The sequence below is a fragment of the Undibacter mobilis genome (genome assembly GCF_003367195.1).
In the GTDB taxonomy this organism is placed as follows: domain Bacteria; phylum Pseudomonadota; class Alphaproteobacteria; order Rhizobiales; family Xanthobacteraceae; genus Pseudolabrys; species Pseudolabrys mobilis.
In genome coordinates, this window is sequence record NZ_QRGO01000001.1 from 1,492,768 (window position 1) to 1,512,196 (window position 19,429).

The 19,429-nt window shown below is 62.9% G+C and carries 18 protein-coding genes; 12 read left to right on the top strand and 6 right to left on the bottom strand.

The window, feature by feature from the left end; all coding sequences use genetic code 11:
* Window positions 1-2: 2 nt before the first annotated feature.
* The 5 genes from DXH78_RS07045 to DXH78_RS07065 all read right to left on the bottom strand — a co-directional run bounded on the left by DXH78_RS07045 (window position 3) and on the right by DXH78_RS07065 (window position 5,973).
* On the bottom strand, window positions 3-887 hold the full coding sequence (locus tag DXH78_RS07045) for an ABC transporter permease (protein WP_115516380.1): 885 nt from the start codon (window positions 885-887) through the stop codon (window positions 3-5).
* Window positions 884-1,897 (bottom strand): ABC transporter permease, encoded by a 1,014-nt coding sequence (locus tag DXH78_RS07050; RefSeq protein ID WP_115516381.1) that lies wholly within the window; start codon window positions 1,895-1,897, stop codon window positions 884-886. The genes DXH78_RS07045 and DXH78_RS07050 overlap by 4 nt, the downstream gene beginning before the upstream one ends.
* Before the next feature lie 105 nt (window positions 1,898-2,002).
* Entirely contained in the window at window positions 2,003-3,622 is a 1,620-nt protein-coding gene (locus DXH78_RS07055; RefSeq protein ID WP_115516382.1) for an ABC transporter substrate-binding protein, read from the bottom strand.
* 229 nt (window positions 3,623-3,851) lie between these two features.
* Window positions 3,852-4,478, bottom strand: coding sequence for a response regulator FixJ (fixJ, locus tag DXH78_RS07060; RefSeq protein WP_115517771.1), 627 nt, complete (start codon window positions 4,476-4,478; stop codon window positions 3,852-3,854).
* Window positions 4,471-5,973, bottom strand: coding sequence for a PAS domain-containing sensor histidine kinase (locus DXH78_RS07065; RefSeq protein WP_115516383.1), 1,503 nt, complete (start codon window positions 5,971-5,973; stop codon window positions 4,471-4,473). The genes fixJ and DXH78_RS07065 overlap by 8 nt, the downstream gene beginning before the upstream one ends.
* A gap of 164 nt (window positions 5,974-6,137) precedes the next feature.
* On the opposite strand from DXH78_RS07065, the gene DXH78_RS07070 reads away from it, so the two are divergent.
* From DXH78_RS07070 to DXH78_RS07095, 6 genes are all read left to right on the top strand, one after another.
* Window positions 6,138-6,815 (top strand): helix-turn-helix domain-containing protein, encoded by a 678-nt coding sequence (locus tag DXH78_RS07070; RefSeq protein ID WP_115517772.1) that lies wholly within the window; start codon window positions 6,138-6,140, stop codon window positions 6,813-6,815.
* 141 nt (window positions 6,816-6,956) lie between these two features.
* Entirely contained in the window at window positions 6,957-7,691 is a 735-nt protein-coding gene (locus tag DXH78_RS07075) for a CBS domain-containing protein (protein WP_115517773.1), read from the top strand.
* A gap of 224 nt (window positions 7,692-7,915) precedes the next feature.
* Window positions 7,916-9,439, top strand: coding sequence for a DASS family sodium-coupled anion symporter (locus tag DXH78_RS07080; protein ID WP_115516384.1), 1,524 nt, complete (start codon window positions 7,916-7,918; stop codon window positions 9,437-9,439).
* 15 nt (window positions 9,440-9,454) lie between these two features.
* Window positions 9,455-11,173 carry a 2-oxoacid:acceptor oxidoreductase subunit alpha gene (locus tag DXH78_RS07085; protein WP_115516385.1) on the top strand — a complete coding sequence of 573 codons (1,719 nt, stop codon included), beginning with the start codon at window positions 9,455-9,457 and terminating at the stop codon, window positions 11,171-11,173.
* 17 nt (window positions 11,174-11,190) lie between these two features.
* A complete protein-coding gene (locus DXH78_RS07090) occupies window positions 11,191-12,042 on the top strand; it encodes a 2-oxoacid:ferredoxin oxidoreductase subunit beta (RefSeq protein WP_115517774.1) in 852 nt (283 codons plus the stop codon).
* Window positions 12,043-12,102: 60 nt separating this feature from the next.
* On the top strand, window positions 12,103-12,609 hold the full coding sequence (locus tag DXH78_RS07095; RefSeq protein ID WP_115517775.1) for a Spy/CpxP family protein refolding chaperone: 507 nt from the start codon (window positions 12,103-12,105) through the stop codon (window positions 12,607-12,609).
* Between the two features lie 103 nt (window positions 12,610-12,712).
* Here DXH78_RS07095 and DXH78_RS07100 read toward each other — a convergent pair whose 3' ends face one another.
* Entirely contained in the window at window positions 12,713-13,420 is a 708-nt protein-coding gene (locus DXH78_RS07100; RefSeq protein WP_115516386.1) for an OmpW/AlkL family protein, read from the bottom strand.
* 442 nt (window positions 13,421-13,862) lie between these two features.
* Here DXH78_RS07100 and ccoN point away from each other — a divergent pair, with 442 nt between their 5' ends.
* From ccoN to DXH78_RS07130, 6 genes are all read left to right on the top strand, one after another.
* Window positions 13,863-15,485 (top strand): cytochrome-c oxidase, cbb3-type subunit I, encoded by a 1,623-nt coding sequence (gene ccoN / locus DXH78_RS07105; RefSeq protein ID WP_115517776.1) that lies wholly within the window; start codon window positions 13,863-13,865, stop codon window positions 15,483-15,485.
* Between the two features lie 12 nt (window positions 15,486-15,497).
* A complete protein-coding gene (gene ccoO / locus DXH78_RS07110; protein ID WP_115516387.1) occupies window positions 15,498-16,232 on the top strand; it encodes a cytochrome-c oxidase, cbb3-type subunit II in 735 nt (244 codons plus the stop codon).
* A gap of 5 nt (window positions 16,233-16,237) precedes the next feature.
* Window positions 16,238-16,393, top strand: a complete 156-nt coding sequence (locus DXH78_RS07115; RefSeq protein WP_115516388.1) for a cbb3-type cytochrome c oxidase subunit 3 — start codon at window positions 16,238-16,240, stop codon at window positions 16,391-16,393.
* A gap of 3 nt (window positions 16,394-16,396) precedes the next feature.
* Window positions 16,397-17,269: a cytochrome-c oxidase, cbb3-type subunit III gene (ccoP, locus tag DXH78_RS07120; protein WP_115516389.1), complete on the top strand. Its 873-nt coding sequence runs from the start codon at window positions 16,397-16,399 to the stop codon at window positions 17,267-17,269.
* Between the two features lie 138 nt (window positions 17,270-17,407).
* On the top strand, window positions 17,408-18,916 hold the full coding sequence (ccoG, locus tag DXH78_RS07125; RefSeq protein WP_115516390.1) for a cytochrome c oxidase accessory protein CcoG: 1,509 nt from the start codon (window positions 17,408-17,410) through the stop codon (window positions 18,914-18,916).
* Between the two features lies 1 nt (window position 18,917).
* A complete protein-coding gene (locus DXH78_RS07130; RefSeq protein ID WP_115516391.1) occupies window positions 18,918-19,418 on the top strand; it encodes a FixH family protein in 501 nt (166 codons plus the stop codon).
* Window positions 19,419-19,429: the final 11 nt, after the last annotated feature.

Genomic DNA, 19,429 nt, shown 5'->3' on the forward strand with positions numbered 1-19,429 from the left:
CGTTACGTCCGTCGCTGCGGATCGACGAGGTCGCGCAGGCCGTCGCCGAGCAGGTTGAAGGTGAACACCGCGATCATCAGCGCTAGGCCGGGGAAGAAGGCGATCCACCATTCGCCGGAGATGATGTTGCCGGCGCCTTCGGCGACCATGATGCCCCATTCCGGCGTCGGCGGCCGCACGCCAAGGCCGATGAAAGACAGGCCGGCGGCGTTGAGGATGGCGTAGCCCATGGTCAGCGAGATCTGCACCATCATGATCGGCATGATGTTCGGCAGGATATGCATCAACAGGATGCGGAATTCGCCATTGCCGGACAGCCGCGCCGCCTGCACGAAGCCGGCGTCGCGGCGGATGTTGGCTTCGGCGCGGGCGACGCGCACGTAAAGCGGGAAGTTGATAATCGCGGTGGCGATCACGATGTTGGTCACGGTGTTGCCGAGCGCGGCGACGATGCCCATGGCCAGAACGAACAACGGAAAGGCCATGATGGTGTCGGAGATGCGGCCGACGATGCGATCCGTCCAGCCGCCGAAGAAGCCGGAGGCGATGCCGGCCAGCCCGCCAAGGGCGAACACCAGCGCCACCGAGGTGATGGCAATGATGAAGTCGAGGCGGGTGGCGACGATGACGCGGCTGAAGATGTCGCGGCCAAGCTGGTCGGTGCCGAACCAGTGCTTCCACGACGGTGCTTGCAAAGTGGCGGCCGTGTCGCTCGCCAGCGGATCGTAAGGCACGATGTACGGCCCGATCAGTGCGCACAGCGCAATAAGGGCGAACAGCATGAAGGAAAGCCCGGTGACCGGATTTTCCGTCATCACATAGCGGGCGTGGCTGAACAGGGAGTTGCTCGGCGTCTTCGGCGCGGCGGGCAGGGCGGTATCGGTCATCCTTCAAGCCTCACACGGGGATCGATGACGCCGTAGAGAATGTCGATGAGCAGGTTGAGCGCGACATAGAGGATGGCCATGGTCAGCACGAAGCCCTGCACCGGCGCAAAGTCAGACGAGATCAGCGCCTCGATGGCGTAGGAGCCGATCCCGGGCCAGGCGAACACCTTCTCGACCAGCACGTTGGCCCCTAACAGGAAAGAGAACACCATGCCGAGCGTGGTGACGACCGGCAGCATGGCGTTGCGGAAGGCGTAGGTGATGATCACCGTGCGGCTGTCGAGGCCGGAGGCGCGCGCCGTGCGCACGAATTCGGAGGCGAGCACGGCGAGCATCGAGGCACGCGTCATGCGCGCGATCGGCGCCAGCGAGAAGATGCACAAGGTCATGCCGGGCAGCAGAAGCTGGCTTAATGCCGCGCGGAAGGTCTCGAACTGGCCGGTGAGCAACGAGTCGATCAGATAGAAGCCGGTGATGGAAGGCGGCGCCGAGCTGAAGACGTCGAGGCGGCCGAGCGGCGCCGGCGACCAGCCGAGTTTGAAGTAGAAAAAATAGACCAGCAGCAGGCCGGTGAAGAACACCGGCAGCGACACCCCCGCGGTGGCGACGACGCGGCAGGTGTGGTCGATCCAGGAACCCTGTTTCACCGCGGCGAGAATGCCAAGCGGGATGGCGATCGCCATCGACAGCAGCAGGCCGAACAGGGTGAGCTCGGCGGAGGCGGGCAGGCGGTTGCGCAGTTCTGTCAGCACCGGCTGGCCGGTGGTGAGCGAGGTGCCGAGATTGCCTTTGGCGAGATCGCCGACATAGTCACCGAACTGCAGCACCAGCGGCTTGTCGAGGCCGAGCTGCTTGCGGACCTGCTCGATGGCGTCCTTGGTTGCGGCCGGTCCGGCGAAATAGGCGGCCGGATCGCCGGGCAGTGCGCGCGTCAGCAGAAACGTGACGATAATGACTCCGATCAGGTTCGGGATCACCAGCAACATGCGCCTGGAAATCATGCTCAGCATGGCGTTTTTCTCCGGTCCCTCCGGGGCGCGAGCTTTTGCTCGCGAACCCGGAATCCAGGGCTGGATTCCGGATCGCCGCTATCGCGGCGTCCGGAATGACGAGGCTCAGCTCTTGGCGAAGGTGCGGTAGTCGAGACGGCGGTGGAACCAATAGGCGTAGCCGGTGACGTTCTTCTGCATCGCCACGTTCGAATAAGGCTGGAACAGCGGGATGCGCGGCATGTCGGTGAAGGCGAGATCGACGAAGCCCTTCACGTCCTTCTCGTAGGTCGCCTTGTCGCCGATGGCGGCGGCATTGACGGCGCCGTCGATGAACGCGTCCATGTCCTTGGACTGGTAGCTCATCGTGTTGAAGATCGAATTCTTGCCGTGATAGCACCAGATGAAGAAGTACTCCGGGTAATCGAGCCAGCCGGAGAAGACGTTGAGATAAAGCGGCAGGATCTTCTTGTTCAGCTCGGTGCGGAAGTTGGCGCCGGGGATCTTGTTGATCGTCGTTTTGATGCCGATCTGGGCGAGGCTTTCCTGGATGAGCACGGCGACCGGCTCGTTCACCGTAGCAAAGCCGAGGTCGAACGACAGCGTGGTCTCGAAGCCGTTGGGATAGCCGGCTTCGGCGAGCAGCGCCTTGGCCTTGGCGATGTCGCTGTTGAATTTGGTCGGCTGCGGCCAGGCGACCTGCGTCGGTGCATTGGCGGCCGCGCCGAACAACGGCGTGCCGAGGCCGAACAGCACCGCGTCCATGATCTTCTGGTAGGGCACCGCGTAGGCGACGGCCTGGCGCACCTTCGGATTGTCGAAGGGCGCGGTCTTCACGTTCATGCCGAGATACTGGCAGCCGTTCGAGAAGGGCGTCGACACGATGTTGAGCTTGCCGGAGTCCTTCAGCTCGACGAAGTCCTTGTTCGGCAGTTCATACGAAATGTCGGCGTCGCCGCGCTCGAGCAGCGCGCGGCGGTTGCCGGCGGACGGCACCATGCGCCAGATCACGCGCTTGATCTTCGGCAGCGGGCCGCCGGTCCATTTGTCGTTGCGCTCCATGATGACTTCGGAGCCGGCGGTCCAGCCGACCACCTTGAAAGCACCGGAGCCGGCGGTGTTGAGCTTGGTGTATTCGAGGCCCCACGGGTCCTTCTCGGTGGCATTCTTCTTGACTAGCTCGGAGTTGAAAATCGCCGGCACCACCACGGCGAGGTCGGGGATGGTGAGGCGGTCCTTTTTTAGGAAGTCAACGCGCACCGTGGTGTCGTCGACGACGACGAACTGCTCGGGCTTGGTCAGCGAGCCGGCGCCCATCTGGAAGGTCGGGAAGCCGCCGACCGACACGGCGCGGTCGAGCGACCACTTCACGTCCTTGGCCTTGACCGGCGTGCCGTCCTGAAAGACGGCATTCTTCTTCAGCTTAAAGGTGACCGACATGTCGTCGATCTTCATGTCGTCGGCGAGTTCGCCCTTGAACTTGTCCTTGTCGTAGTAAGGCTGGCCGTTCGGGCCGGTCTTCATCTCATGGGTGATGAGGCGGTCGTAGCAGTTCCACGACACCTCATAGCCGGGCACGTTGGTGCCGACGCCGTGGATGTCGAGATTGTTCGGCCCGCTCTCGGAAACGATGAGCAGGGTCTCGTTGCGCGCCTGCGCCTTGGCCGGCGAAAAAACCGCGGGGCCGGTAACGGCTGTTGTTGCTGCTGCGGCAGTGGCGGACTTGAGGAAATCGCGACGCTTCATGACAAACCTCCCGAATGAAACCCGAGGTCTATCTCCGCAAACGGCGTGCCAGAATCCGCCTTACTGCATACAATTCGATAAGCGATTGATATAATTAACTAAAATTTCGGCCGGCCGATCAGAGGGGGCCTGATCGATGTGTATGCATTGCATACAATAGGTGAGTTTTAGCCTAAAAAATAGGCTATTCTGCTCCTGGCTACACCGCGAGCAGGGCGCAAACGGTGCGTCAGCTCTTGCGAGACTCGCCCAGAATGCCGGCCAGCATGGCCATGCGCACGAGATCGGACAGGCTGTTCGCCGCCATCTTGGTCATGAGATTGGCCCGGTAGATTTCGACCGTGCGGGGGCTGATGCCGAGATCGAATGCGATTGTCTTGTTGGGCTGCCCGGCAACCAGACCCTCAAGCACCTGACGCTCGCGGTTCGACAGCGCCGCAAGCTTCTCCTTGATGTCGCCGAGTTCGGCGTTGCGTTTGCCGGTGTCGGCGACGTTGTTCAGCGCCGATTTGACCGCATTGATCAGAGTGTCGTCCTCGAATGGCTTTTCCAGGAAATCGATGGCGCCGATTTTCATCGCCTCGACTGCGAGGGCTATATCGCCGTGGCCGGTGATCACGATCACCGGCAATTCGGGCTTGTGCTGGCGCACATGTTTGAGAAGCTCGATGCCAGTGACCTCCGGCATGCGCACATCGGTGATGACGCAGCCCGAATTGATCTGCGGCAGCGCATCGAGAAACGCCTTTCCCGATTCGAAACCGCGCGACTTGATCCCCGCGGTCGAAAGCAGGAATTCGAGCGACTGCCGGACAGCGTCGTCGTCATCAACTACGTAAATTACAGGGTCAGTCATCGTCGACATCGCCCTCCTCTACCGCCGTAATCGTGAAATGGAAAGTTGTGCCGCCATTCGCATTCGGCTCGGCCCATATGCGTCCGTTATGGGCCTCGATAATGGTCCGCGATATCGAAAGGCCGACACCCATGCCCTGCGCTTTGGTGGTGATGAACGGCTGGAACAAATGCTCGGCGACTTCCGGGGCAATGCCGGGCCCGGTGTCGGCGACGCTGACGCGCACCTGCCCGGTGCCCTCCATCGCGACCGAAACGGACAGATCGCGCACCTGCGAGTCTTCCATGGCGTCCATGGCGTTGCGGATGAGATTGAGCAGAACCTGCTGGATCTGTACGCGGTCGGCGAGCACCAGGTCGACCTTCGGATCGAACTTGAACTGCACCCGGATGCCGCGATCCTTGACGCCGACCAGCGCCAGGGCGCTGGCCTCCTCGACCAGCTTGGTGATGCCTTCGACACGCCGCTCGCTTTCGCCGCGGGCGACAAAATCGCGCAGCCGGCGGATGATCTGCCCCGCGCGTAGCGCCTGCTCCGAGGCTTTGCCGAGCGCGTCGCGCAGCAGCGGAAGCTGCTCGGTGCTGTCGCTTTCCAGAATGCGCTGCGAGCCCTTCAGGTAATTGGAAATGGCGGCGAGCGGCTGGTTGAGTTCATGCGCCAGGGTCGAGGCCATCTCACCCATGGCCGTGAGACGGGAGATATGCACGAGTTCGGATTGCAGTTCCTGCAGCCGCTGCTCGGTCTGCTGCCGTTCGGTGAGGTCGCGGATGAAGCCCGTGAAGAAGCGGCGGTCTCCCGATCGCATTTCGCCGACGGCCAGTTCCATGGGAAAGGTCGAACCGTCCATGCGCTGGCCGACGACCACGCGGCCGATCCCGATGATGCGCCGCTCGCCGGTGTGCCGGTAACGGTTGATGTAGCCGTCATGCCCCGTCCGGTAAGGCTCCGGCATCAGGATCTTGACATTCTTGCCGATGACTTCGGCCGCCTTGCAGCCGAATAGCCGCTCGGCAGCGCTCGAGAATGACTGCATGTTGCCGAACTCGTCGATCACGATCATCGCTTCGGGAACGGTATCGAGGATCGACTGCAAATGGGCTTCGCGCGCCAGCGCATCGCGCGTCATAATGTTGGCGCGCTCGCGACTCGAACGCAGCAACTCGCCACCCCAGGCGGTCGCGGTACCGATGAGCGCGAAAGCAACGCTGCTGACAATGACCGTCTGCGACGGCGGCCCCTGGGTTTCCAGAAGCAGCACCGCGCAGAACAGGCTGAGTGCGGTGGCCAGGAGGCCGGGTCCGAAACCGCCGAATCCCGCTGCCAGCAGGATCGGCGGCACGAAATACATGAAAACGGCGTCGTTATAGAGGTCTGGCGTCAGCAACTCCCGCGCCGCCAGCGCCAGGACGACGACGATTGGTGCCACTCCGTAGCGCCAAATTCCGCCCCGCGGCCTCGTGGAAAAAGATCCAATCTTTTCAAATACTTCCGACATCAGGCCTCGGCGGTCTGCGACATTTCGATGGCCGGTCCGTTCGGGTCCCGGCGCCTCCGGGAAAGCCCCTATGGAGATTATCTGAATTTTGCCCGGTGCGCGCCACGCTTACCAATACCGCATCCAATCAAGCGCCATTTGGCGCCTTAGCGAGGATGGGTGACATGCCGAGCCAGATGATCGCGCGCAATTCGCAAGCTCACGTCGTTGCCACGATGGCGCGTCCAGCGCCGCAGGCCATGGGTGAAACCGTCGAACTGATGGGCGCGGTCATGCCATTCGCCCGCAACGCGGAAATCTACGGCGAGAACGAGCCGGCCGAATATCTCTACAAGGTCGTCAGCGGCGCCGTGCGGACCTACCGGGTCCTGAACGACGGCCGCCGCCAGATCGGCGCGTTCTATCTGCCCGGCGACGTTTTCGGCATTGAGGTCGGCGAGCAGCACACTTTCTCGGCCGAATCGATCGTCGACAGCAAAGTCATGCTGATCAAGCGTTCGTCCCTGCTCGCGCTTGCGTCACGCAGCGCCGATGTCGCCCGTCAGCTCTGGACGATGGCGGCGACCGAGCTGCAGCGCGCCCAGGACCACACGATGCTCCTGATCAAGACGGCACAAGAGCGTGTCGCCGGCTTCCTGCTGGAAATGGCAAAGCGGACGCCGCGCGCCAATGCGGTGGAGCTGCCGATGTCGCGTCAGGACATCGCCGATTATCTCGGTCTTACCATCGAGACCGTGTCGCGCACGCTCACGCAGCTTGAAAATTCTGCGGCCATCGAAGTGCCGACCTCGCGCCGCATCGTGCTGCGCAACCAGGCGGTTCTGAGCCGCCTGAACGGCTGATTTCCGAAAGTTTGAACTTCCTCCCCCGTACTGCCCCGGCTGTTCCGCCGGGGCTTTTCTTTGCGCGCCACGATTGACTTCGATCAACATGGCACCGCTGCGGCGGTGTTGGAATGCGGCAGCAACCTCAAGGAGGCAGCGATGAACGCCAGCGATGTCATGACTCGTGAAGTCGTCACGATCGGACCGGACGCCACGGTTCTGCAGGCCGCACGGCTGATGTTACAGCACCGGATCAGCGGTTTGCCGGTCGTCGACGGCGAGGGCAATCTGGTCGGTGTCGTCTCGGAAGGCGATTTTCTGCGTCGGCGCGAGACCAGGACCGAAAAGCGCCGGTCGCGCTGGCTCGAGTTTCTGATGGGGCCGGGCAAGATCGCGGAAGAATACACGCGTACGCATGGTAGCCGCGTCGACGAGGTCATGACGCGCGATGTGCAGGTTGTCGATGAAAACGCGGCGCTCGAAGACATCATCGAATTGATGGAGAAGTATCGGATCAAGCGCGTGCCGGTGATGTCCGGTGCGACCCTGGTCGGCATCGTGACGCGCTCCAATCTCATGCGGGCCATGGTGAGCATCGCCCGCGTAACGCCGGCGCAACAGTCGCCGAAGGATGACGGCGCCATTCGCGACCAGATTCTGGCCGAATTGGAAAAGCAGAGCTGGGCCCCCGGCTCGTCGGTCGACGTCGTGGTCCGCGACGGCGTGGTCGAGTTGTTTGGCGTCATTACCGACGAGCGTCAGCGCGACGCCCTCAAAGTCGCCTGTGAAAACGTCACCGGGGTGCAATCGGTGAAGGATCATCTGTGCTGGATCGATCCGACTTCCGGCGTTGCGCTTGAAGCCTCCGATATTGCCGAGACGCCGCGCCATTGAAAGCAGGCGCGGCTCTTTGATGTCCGTTAACGTGGCAACGCTCAGTCGTCGTGCCGCCGAAGTCGGCATGCGCGTGGCTGCGTTCGCGTTTGCCGCATTGCATTTCGTAATCTCCGATAGGGCGTCATTGAAACAATCCGGTATCGTTTGACTTGGCTCAATAGCATGCGCACGTAGCTGGTCATGATCTCTTTCTGTGACGGTATTGTCCGGGGGAGAAACCAATGTCGACCGAGTCAGCACAACAAGTGTCGGTGGCGCCTGCCGCCAGCGGCGTGAAGACCAGCGGCAATTGGTTCATTGCGAACTGGGGGTTGATCGCCGCGGTTCTGGCGATGATTGCCGTGCTCTTGTTGCCGACGCCGGCGGGGCTGCCGGTGGCCGGTCATCGCATGCTCGCCATCCTGCTCTTCGCTGTCATTGTCTGGATGACAGAAGCGATCGATTACGCGGTGTCGGCCATCGTCATCGCGGCGCTGATGGCGTTTCTGCTCGGCCTGGCGCCCAGTGTCGCCAATCCGAAAGTGCTGCTCGGCACCAGTGGCGCCTTGACGATGGCGTTTTCCGGCTTCACCTCCACCGGGCTGGTGCTGGTCGCGGCAGCGCTCTTCCTCGCGGCAGCGATGACCCAGACCGGACTCGACAAGCGCATCGCCCTTAACATTCTTTCGCGGGTCGGCACCGAAACGCGCAATGTCGTCATCGGCACCATTCTCGTCGGCATCGTGATCGCCTTCATGGTGCCGTCGACCACCGCGCGCGTGGCCTGTCTCGTTCCGATCACACTCGGCATGATCGCAGCCTTCGGCGTCAGCCGGACCAGCACCTTCGCAGCCATGCTGATGATCGTGACGGTGCAGACCGCCAGCATCTGGAACGTCGGCATCAAGACCGCCGCGGCGCAGAACATGATCGCCATCGGCTTCATCGAGAAAGCCTTCAACCAGACGATTACCTGGCTCGAATGGCTGATCGCCGCCGCGCCGTTCGGCATCGCCATGTCGATTGCGCTGTATTTCGTCATGACGTTCATGATGAAACCTGAGGTCGCCTCGGTGCCCGGCGGCGCCGAGGGCATCAAGAAGTCGCTCGCCGAACTGGGGCCCATGAAGGCGTCGGAAAAGAAGCTGCTCGCCATCTCGCTCACCTTGATCGCCTTCTGGGCGACCGAAGGCGTTCTGCACAAATTCGATACCAGCACCACGACGATTACCGCGGTGGCGCTGATGTTCATGCCGGGCATCGGCATCATGACCTGGAAGGAGGCGCAGCCGAAAATCCCGTGGGGCACCGTGATCCTGTTCGGCATCGGCATCAGCCTCGGCACGGCGCTGCTGCAGACCAAGGCGGCGACGTGGCTCGCCGACATTGTCGTCCTCGAGTTCGGTCTGAAGAACGCCACGGCACTCTTCATCCTCGGCACCATGAGTCTGTTTCTGGTCGTGATCCATCTCGGCTTTGCCAGCGCCACGGCGCTTGCATCTGCGATGATCCCGATCATCATCGCCGTGCTCAAGAGCGTGGCGACGCCCGGCATCAATGTCATCGGCATGACCATGCTGCTGCAGTTCGTGGTGTCGTTCGGCTTCATCCTGGTGGTGAACGCGCCGCAAAACATGGTGGCCTACGGCACCGATACGTTCAGCGCGCGCGACTTCGTACGCACGGGCCTGGTGCTGACTGTCATTGCGCTCGCTCTGGTGATGCTGCTCGGCGCCACGTACTGGCGCTGGCTTGGTTATGCCTGACGCGGGGGCGGCACGATGACCCGTCAATCGATTGCGGTCGTCTTTGCCGGGAGCGGCGGCTCCGGCGCCATGAGCGCCGGGGCCGTCTTTCTCCGGGCGGCCGCCAGGGCCGGCTACTACGGCATGATGACGCAACTGTTCGGCGCCCAGGTGCGCGGCGGCGAATCGGCCTCATTGGTGCAGATCGGCGTTGCGCCGGTCGATGCGCCGCCGGATCGCTACGATGTCTTCGTCGCGCTCGACTGGGACAAGGTCGAGCAGTTCGCCGCCGAAATCCCGCTCGACGAGACGACGCTGATCATGGCTGATCCCGCGGCTGGTGCGGTGCCGCCGGGCATTGCCCGGTCGAAGGGCAAGGTCGTCGCGCTGCCGATGACCGATTCCTCTGAAACCAAGAGCGATCGCGCGCTGCACGGCAAACGCGTCAACATGTTCGCAACCGGCTGTCTCGCCGCCTTGTGCGGTATTGCGCCCGACAACGTCGCCGGCGCGATCGAGGCGATCTTCGGCGACAAGGGCAAGGACGTGACGGCTGCCAATGCCGCGCGCGCTGCGGCGGGTGCGCAGGCCGCAAAGGGGCTCGGCCTCGATCTTGCGCTGGCGGCGCCGACCAAAGCGGCGCGCTGGCTCATCAACGGCAATCAGGCGGCGGCGCTCGGCGCTTTGCGCGGCGGCGTGCGGTTTGTCGGTTGCTATCCGATTACGCCGGCGACCGATCTTGTCGAATGGCTGGCGCCGCATCTGATCAAGCTCGGTGGGCGGCTCGTGCTCGGCGAGGACGAACTGGCCTCGATCAACCTGGTGCTCGGCGCCTCGTTCGGCGGCGTGCCGGCGATGACGGTGACGTCGGGACCCGGATTGTCGTTGATGGTCGAGAGTCTCGGCCTGGCGATCGCCGCGGAAATCCCGATGGTGCTGATCGATGTGATGCGCGCCGGGCCGTCGACCGGCATCGCCTCCAAGACCGAGCAGAGCGATCTCAACATCGCGATTTACGGCACGCATGGCGATGCGCCGCACATCGTCATGGCGCCGCTGTCGGTCGCCGATTGTGCGGCGACGACGGAATACGCGGTCTATGTCTCGGAGTCGCTGCAGGTGCCGGCGATCGTTCTCTCGGACCAGATGCTGGGGCAGGCGACCGCCGTGATCGATCCGGTATCGGACCGTCCGGCGCCGATGGTGCGCAAGACCAATGGTGTCGCACCGGGCCAGCCGTTCAAGCGCTATGCGACCGGAGGCGATGCGGTGACGCCGATGCCGTCACCCGGCACGCCGGGCCGCGAATGGGTCGCCGAAGGCCTGACGCATAACGAGGCCGGCTTGCCGGCGAGCGGCGCGGCGATGCATGTGGCGCAGATTCACAAGCGCGCACGGAAGATCCGCGAGTTCGATCCGGGCGCGCATTGGGGCGAGGTTACCGGCGCCGGCGACACCGCCATTCTCGCTTTCGGGTCGACGGTCGGCGCGGCCCGTGAAGCGGCGCGGCGTCTGGCCGAAACGGGGCATCCTGTGCGCGTCATCGCGCTGCGGATGCTGTCGCCATTGCCCATGCACGCACTCGCGCAGGCGCTCGACGGCGTCAAACGCCTTATCGTCATCGAGCAGAACGACAGCGGCCAGCTCTACCGTCATTTGCTCGGCCACAAGGCGGTGCCGGTGGAGACCGAAAGCGTGGCGCGGCCCGGACCGCTGCCGTTCCGGCCATCCGAAATCGTCAACTATGTGGCGTGAAAGAGGGAACGCCAACCATGTCCGACACGCTTGCCGCAACCACGACGGAACCGCATTGCGCCTATTCTGCCAAGGATTTTGCGTCCGGCGCCCATCCGGTGTGGTGCCCGGGTTGCGGCGATTTCGGCGTGCTGGCCGCGCTCGAGCGCGCGCTGGCCAAACATTGTCGGCCGCCCCATGAGGTGGCGCTTATTTCCGGCATCGGCTGCTCGTCGCGGCTGCCGGGTTATATGAGTACGTACGGTTTTCACGGTGTGCATGGCCGCGCCCTCGCCGCCGGCAGCGGGTTGAAGCTGGCGCGGCCCGATCTTGAGGTCATCGTTGTCGGCGGCGATGGCGACGGCTATTCCATCGGCGGCAATCATTTCATTCATGCCTGCCGGCGCAATGTCGACATGCTCTATGTCGTCATGGACAACCGCGTCTATGGCATGACCAAGGGCCAACCGTCGCCGACCACGGAGGCCGACTGGGACAGCGACATCGCGCCCGGCGGCATTGGTTTGCGGCCCTTTAATCCGCTCGCGGTGGCGATTGCCGCCGGCGCCAATTATGTGGCGCGCGGCTTCTCCGGCGACCCGAACGCACTCGCTGATCTTATCGTGGACGGCATCCGCTGGCCGGGCTTTGCCTTCATCGAAGTGCTGAGCCCCTGCGTCACATTCCGCCCTGAGCAGCGCGAGTGGAAGAAGATGGTGCGGCCTTCGACGTTGTCGATCGAGCAGGATCGTGCCGCGGCGACAGCACTGGTCCTTGCCGACGACGGCTTCAGCCTCGGGGTGCTCTATCGCGGCGACCGCGCTTCGATCGCGCCGGCGCAGAAGCCGGACATCGCCGTCGCCGATGTCGAGCGGGAATTCGCGCCGTAGGGTCACGAGATGCAGGTTGTGCGGCGCAGAGCGCGCCGCACCTACATGGAGGAAAGTGTCATGAGAGCAGGTATCGCAATCTCGACTGCCTTGCTGATCGGAGGACTCGTGGCCGGATCTGCGCTCGCGCAGCCTGCCGGTTCTGCCGGCTCGGGTAACGGTTGGGGGCCGAACATGATGATGGGTCCCGGCATGATGGGCCCCGGCGGCGGCCGTGGCATGAGCTGGATGTGTAGCCCGCAGGCGGCGGGTCTTGCCGAATGGCGCAAACAGCGAATTGAGCAGTTGCTGAAGCCGACCGAAGCTCAGCGCAAGGCGCTCGACGACCTGCAGGTCGCGTCGACCAAGGCCGCCGAAGCCGTTTCTGCCGCTTGCCCGCGCGAGTTTCCGGCCAGCGCCCAGGCGCGGCTGGAGCTGATGGAGAAGCGGATGGAAGTCATGCTCACCGCGATCAAGACGGTGCGTCCGGCCTTTGACGCCTTCTACGCCACCCTGTCCGACGAACAAAAAGCGCGGCTCAATTCAGCCGGCCCGCGCCGTTGGGGCTGGCACGGCTGGCGCAACTAATCGCAGTCGCAACACAGAAAAAAGCCCCGGCCGAGGCCGGGGCTTGTCAGTCAACATCGGGTGGGGAGGACGCCCCGCTCGATTTCTTGGCGTTGGCGGATCTTTAGAACTTGTAGGTCACGCCGGCGCCGATCAGCCACGGATCGAGATTGACCTTGCCGGTGAGCGCACCGACGTTGCTGTCGCCGTCCCAGTTCGGACGCAGCCAGAGCTTCTTGACGTCGACGTTGATGCCCCAGTGCTTGTCGATCATGTAGTCGAAGCCGATCTGCAGCGCCGGCGACCACGAGTTATGCAGGTGGCTGCGGGTGATAATGACGCCGGCGCCGTTGGCGGTGTTGCCGGCCGTCTGGCTGAAGAACATGGTGTAGTTCACGCCGGCGCCGATATAGGGCTTGAAGGCGCCGAAGTTGGTGAAGTGATACTGCAGGGTCAGAGTCGGCGGCAGCAGCCAGGCCTTGCCAACATCGAGATTGTTGGTCGCGGCGGCGCCGGTGCCGGTGACGTGATGCTTGGTGACGCCGAGGATGAGTTCGGCCGCGATGTTCTTCGTGAAGAAGTAGGTGATATCGAGCTCCGGAACGACCGTATCGCTGGTGCTGAGGCCCGAGCCGGCCACCTGATCGACCACGCCTGAGTTGCGCGTCACCACGCCCAGCGCGCGTAGACGAATCATCCACGGATTGAAGGCGTCGGCCATCGGTGCGGCCTTGTAGACCGGCTTCGCTGGCATATCGGCAGCGATAGCCGGCGCAATGGTGTATCCGACAAACGCCGCGACAAGCGCCGGCGCGATTTTATGTAGCATCATGTTAGACCCCTAACCCCGATAATGGCGGCGCGATGCCGCGATCAACACTGATCGGCTAACATTCAACAGGGGGCCGATCCCGGTAAAATTGACCCACATCAAACAAAAAACCGAACTGTGTTCATTGTGCATCGCCGTTGCACATTCTGTCGCGCGATACCGTCAAAACCGGCGCAATGATATTCGGCGTGCGCAAGGAATACCGCGCGGCTTGGTGAGGACCGGCTTTCCCATTGCGCTGCTGTGAATGCTCCGGGAATCGACGATCACAAGAGTCGTTGCAGTCGCCGTCCGCTGACGGAGACCCGCACTCCCGCAGTTTGACATTCATCAAGGCTACCGCCCCGCCGCCCGTTGATAGTCCATCAAGGCCAGTATTCCCTCCGGCCGGCCATTCAACGGAAACTCCATCATGGCGAACGCGCTCGCTCCCCAGAAAAACATGACGATTGGTGAAGGCGGCCTGGCGCTGGCCTTTACGGCCCTGGCGTTGGTCTCCCTCGTAATCGCGGCGAAGGCCTATACGCCCGAATATGCATTCCACGCTTATCTCTTCACCGCCGCGAGCATTGCCGCGGTCTTTGCCATCGCTAACCGCTACTTCGACCGCCCCGCCGGCAAGGCCCCGCTGCTGACCGCCGACGGGCGCCCGAACTACAATATGGGCCCGGTGAAATTCGCGACCATCGCCGCCGTCTTCTGGGGCGTCGCCGGTTTCCTGGTCGGCGTTATCATCGCCCTGCAACTTGCATTCCCGGCATTGAACCTCGATCTGCCGTGGACCAGCTTCGGCCGCCTGCGTCCGCTGCATACGTCGGCGGTGATCTTTGCCTTCGGCGGAAACGTCCTGCTCGCCACGTCATTCTATGTCGTGCAACGCACCTGCCGCGCGCGGCTCGCCGGCGATCTGGCGCCGTGGTTCGTCGTGCTGGGCTACAATTTCTTCATTCTGATTGCCGGCACCGGCTATCTGCTCGGCATCACGCAGTCGAAGGAATACGCCGAACCCGAATGGTACTCCGACCTCTGGCTGACGGTTGTCTGGGTCGTCTATCTGCTCGTGTTCCTGGGCACGATCTGGCGGCGCTCCGAGCCGCATATCTATGTGGCCAACTGGTTCTATCTCGCCTTCATCGTCACCATCGCGGTGCTGCACCTCGGTAACAACGCCACCGTTCCGGTGTCGCTGTTCTCGCCGAAGTCTTACATCGTCTGGTCCGGCGTGCAGGATGCGATGGTGCAGTGGTGGTACGGGCACAACGCGGTCGGTTTCTTCCTGACCGCCGGCTTCCTCGCCATCATGTACTACTTCATCCCGAAGCGGGCTGACCGTCCGGTCTACTCGTACCGGCTGTCGATCATCCACTTCTGGGCGCTGATCTTCCTCTACATCTGGGCCGGTCCGCACCATCTGCACTACACGGCGCTGCCGGACTGGGCGCAGACGCTCGGCATGACGTTCTCGATCATGCTGTGGATGCCCTCCTGGGGCGGCATGATCAACGGCATCATGACGCTGTCGGGTGCCTGGGACAAACTGCGCACCGACCCGGTGCTGCGCATGATGGTGGTGTCGGTCGCCTTCTACGGCATGTCGACCTTCGAAGGTCCGATGATGTCGGTGAAGGTCGTCAACTCGCTGTCGCATTACACCGACTGGACCATCGGTCACGTCCACTCCGGCGCGCTCGGCTGGGTCGCCTACATCTCCTTCGGCGCCATCTACTGCCTGGTGCCGTGGCTGTGGAACCGCAGGCTCTACTCGCTCAAGCTCGTCAACTGGCACTTCTGGATCTCGACCATCGGCATCGTGCTCTACATCACCGCGATGTGGGTGTCGGGCATCCTGCAGGGTCTGATGTGGCGCGCCTATACCTCGCTCGGCTTCCTCGAATACTCCTTCGTCGAAACGGTCGAGGCCATGCACCCCTTCTATGTGATCCGTGCACTCGGCGGAATTCTGTTCCTCTGCGGCGCGCTGATCATGGTGTTCAACCTCTGGATGACGGTGAAATCGGAAGCCGTCGCCGGAGAAGCCGAAATCCGACTTCAGCCTGCCGAATAAACGGGGACGACAATGTCACTCTGGCAAAAACACGCCATCTTCGAGAAGAACTCCATCGTCCTCCTGCTCGGCATTCTCGTGGTGATCGCAGTCGGCGGCTTGGTGGAGATCGTGCCGCTGTTCTATCTCAAGAACACCATCGAAAAGGTCGAGGGCGTGCGGCCCTATACGCCGCTCGAACTCGCCGGCCGCAACATCTATGTCCGCGAGGGCTGCTATCTCTGCCACTCGCAGATGATCCGTCCGCTCCGTGACGAGGTCGAACGCTACGGCCACTACTCGCTCGCGGCCGAGAGCATGTACGACCGCCCGTTCCAGTGGGGTTCGAAGCGCACCGGTCCCGATCTCGCACGCGTCGGCGGCAAGTACTCCGACGACTGGCATCGCGACCATCTGGCCGATCCGCGCGCGGTGGTGCCGGGCTCGGTGATGCCGGCCTACAGCTTCCTGGCCAAGACCGATCTCGACTACAGGCACGTCGCTGAGGACATGAAGGTGCAGGCACTGCTCGGCGTTCCCTATACGCCGGAGATGATCGAGGGCGCTGTCAAGGATGTCGAAGTGCAGGCATCCGTCGATAACCCGGACGCCGGTGATCTGGTCAAGCGCTATCCCAAGGCGGTTGCGCGAGACTTCGACGGCAATCCGGGCCGCGTTTCCGAGGCCGATGCGCTGATCGCGTATCTGCAAATGCTCGGCACGTCGGTCGACTTCAAGATGTACGACGACAAAGCCAACATCCGGTGATTGCCATGGATCCGACCTACAAAGCTGCCGCCGAGTTCGCCCAGACCTGGGGACTCATCTACTTCACCGCGATCTTTCTCGCCGTGGTCGCCTACGCCTTCTGGCCATCGCGAAAGAAGCAATTCGACGAAGCAGCGCGCATTCCGCTGCGGGAGGACTGAGCCGTGGCTGAGGAACACAAACAGATCGACGCGCTGACCGGAACCGCAACCACCGGTCATGAATGGGACGGGCTGCGCGAGCTCAATACGCCGCTGCCGCGGTGGTGGCTGTGGACCTTCTACCTCACCATCATCTGGTCGATCGGCTACTGGGTCGTCTATCCGGCCTGGCCGCTGGTCACCAACGCGACCCAGGGGCTGTTCGGTTACCACTCGCGCGCCGCGGTGGTCGAGGACATCAATGCGCTGCATGCAATGCGCGGGCCGATGATGCAACAGCTGGCCACGGCCTCGACCGCCGAGATCGCCGCCAGCCCGCAACTGATCGACTTCGCGCGGGCGCAAGGCCGCGTGGCTTTCGCCGACAACTGCGCGCCGTGTCACGGCGCCGGTGGCGGCGGCGCCAAGGGTTATCCCAACCTCAACGATGATGACTGGTTGTGGGGCGGCAAGCTTGCCGACATCGAGCAGACCATCCGTTACGGCGTGCGCTCCGGCAACGACAAGGGTCACCAGGGCAACATGCCGCCCTTCAAGGACGTGCTGAAGCCCGCAGAAATGTCGTCGGTTGCCGACTATGTCCGCTCGCTGTCGGGTCTGTCGACCGAGGCGGGTGTCGATCTCAAGGCCGGGCAAAAGGTCTTTGCCGATAACTGCGCCGTCTGTCACGGCGACGCCGGCAAGGGCAACCGCGAGGTCGGCGCCCCGAATCTGACCGACAAGATCTGGCTCTATGGCTCCGACAAGGCGACCATCGTCCAGGGCCTGCAGCAGGGTCGCGGCGGCGTCATGCCGGTCTGGGAAGGCCGTTTGTCCGAGCCGGCCATCAAGGCGCTGGCCGTCTATGTCTACGGTTTCGGCGGCGGCGAGAAATAGCCGCGGCAATAGCCTTTAAGCTATTGGTAAATAATGAAAATCCCGGTCGAAAGGCCGGGATTTTTGCTTGAGGCAGATCAAGGTGCGGGTTTACGCCCGGGCCTAGATTTCGACCTGCAATTTGCGGCGGGCCACGTGATGACACAACTCGAAGAACTGGTACGGCAATCCGAGGTCAAGGCCGCGCCGCCCCCTGCACCGCCGGGCGGTGACGACATCGACGAAATCCCGCTCTACGCGGCGCGCCGCAAGATCTATCCGCAGAGCGTGCAGGGCACCTTCCGCCGCATCAAATGGATCGTGCTGCTCGTTACCCTCGGTATCTATTACATCCTGCCTTTCGTGCGCTGGGACCGCGGGCCGAATGCGCCGTCTCAGGCGGTGCTGATCGACTTCCCCAACCGCCGCTTCTATTTCTTCTTCATCGAGCTGTGGCCGCAGGAGGTCTATTACCTCACGGGCCTGCTGATCCTTGCCGCCATCGGCCTGTTCCTGATGAACGCGCTCGCCGGCCGTGTCTGGTGCGGCTATCTGTGCCCGCAGACGGTGTGGACCGATCTCTATATGGCGATCGAGCGCTTCACCGAAGGCGATCGCCGCGAGCACATGAAGCGCGAATCGCAACCCTGGACGGTTGAGACCTACGCGCGCAAAGGCGCCAAGCATTTCCTTTGGCTGATGGTCGCGTGGTGGACCGGCGGCGCGTGGGTTCTGTATTTCGCCGACGCGCCGACTTTGGTGAAGGATCTCGCGACCGGCAATGCGCCGTTCGTCGCCTATGCCTGGATCGGCATCCTCACCGTCACGACCTATACGCTCGCCGGCCACATGCGCGAGCAGGTTTGCCTGTACATGTGCCCGTGGCCGCGCATCCAGGCGGCGCTGACCGACGAATATGCGCTGAACGTTACGTATCGCTACGATCGCGGCGAGCCGCGCATGTCCGCGAAGAAGGCCGAACAGCTCAAGGCGCAAGGCGAGCGCGTCGGTGACTGCGTCGACTGCCTGCAATGCGTTCATGTCTGCCCGACCGGTATCGATATCCGCCAGGGCTCGCAGCTCGGCTGCATTCAGTGCGGGCTGTGCATCGATGCCTGTAACACCATCATGGCCAAGCTCGGCCGGCCGCGTAACCTTATCGCCTACGATACGGATCTGAACATCAAGGAGCGCCTCGAAGGGCGCCCGTCAACCTACAAGCCCATCCGCTGGCGCACGGCGCTTTACGCCGCGATCATCGCCGTCGCCGGCGGCATCATGATCTACACGCTGGCGACGCGAGGCTCCGAGGGCATCAGTGTCATCCATGACCGCAATCCGATGTTCGTGCGGCTGTCAGACGGCTCGTTGCGCAACGGCTACACCATCCGTATCGTCAACAAGCAATTGAAGTCGCGTGACTTCGTCATCGCGGTGGACGGGCTGCCGTCGACACTGATCGATTTCGTCGGTCTGCCGCCGCGCGCCGATGGCCGGCAACTGGTCGCCGTTGGACCGGACCAGACAAAAGAAGTGCGCATCCTGGTGACCGACTACAGCAACACGCCGCCGGCAGCTTCGACCTCTGTTCTGTTTAGCCTGATTGATGTGAATTCCGGCGAGGTGGCGCAGGTTCGCGATCACTTCTTCGGACCCGAGGGGAAATAGCATGACCGATACGCCACACACCAAACCGCGCGAAGTGACCGGCCGGACCGTCCTGTTCTGGCTGGTAGGCTTTTTCGCCCTGGTCATCGGCGTCAACGCCGTGATGGTCAAGGCGGCGACGTCGACCTTTGGCGGCGTGCAGACCTCGAGTTCGTACAAGGCCGGCCTGAAGTTCAAGCAGGAGATTGCCGCTGCCGAACAGCAAACGGCACTGAATTGGCGGGTCGACGGCAAGCTCGTCCACGACAAGGCCGGCGAAGCCGTTCTCGACATTGCGGTGCGCGATGCCAAAGGCGAGCCTGTCACCGGACTGGTCGCAGTGGCGCATCTCGAACACCCGGCCGATGCGCGGCGCGATCACGATGTGCCGCTGAGCCTCATCGGTGCCGGACAGTTTCACGGTGTCGCGACCGCTCCGGCCGGGCAGTGGGAATTGATCATCGATCTCGATCGCGACGGTGAGCGCGTGTTCCGTTCGCGCAGTCGGGTGACGTTGAAGTGAATCGAGTCGTG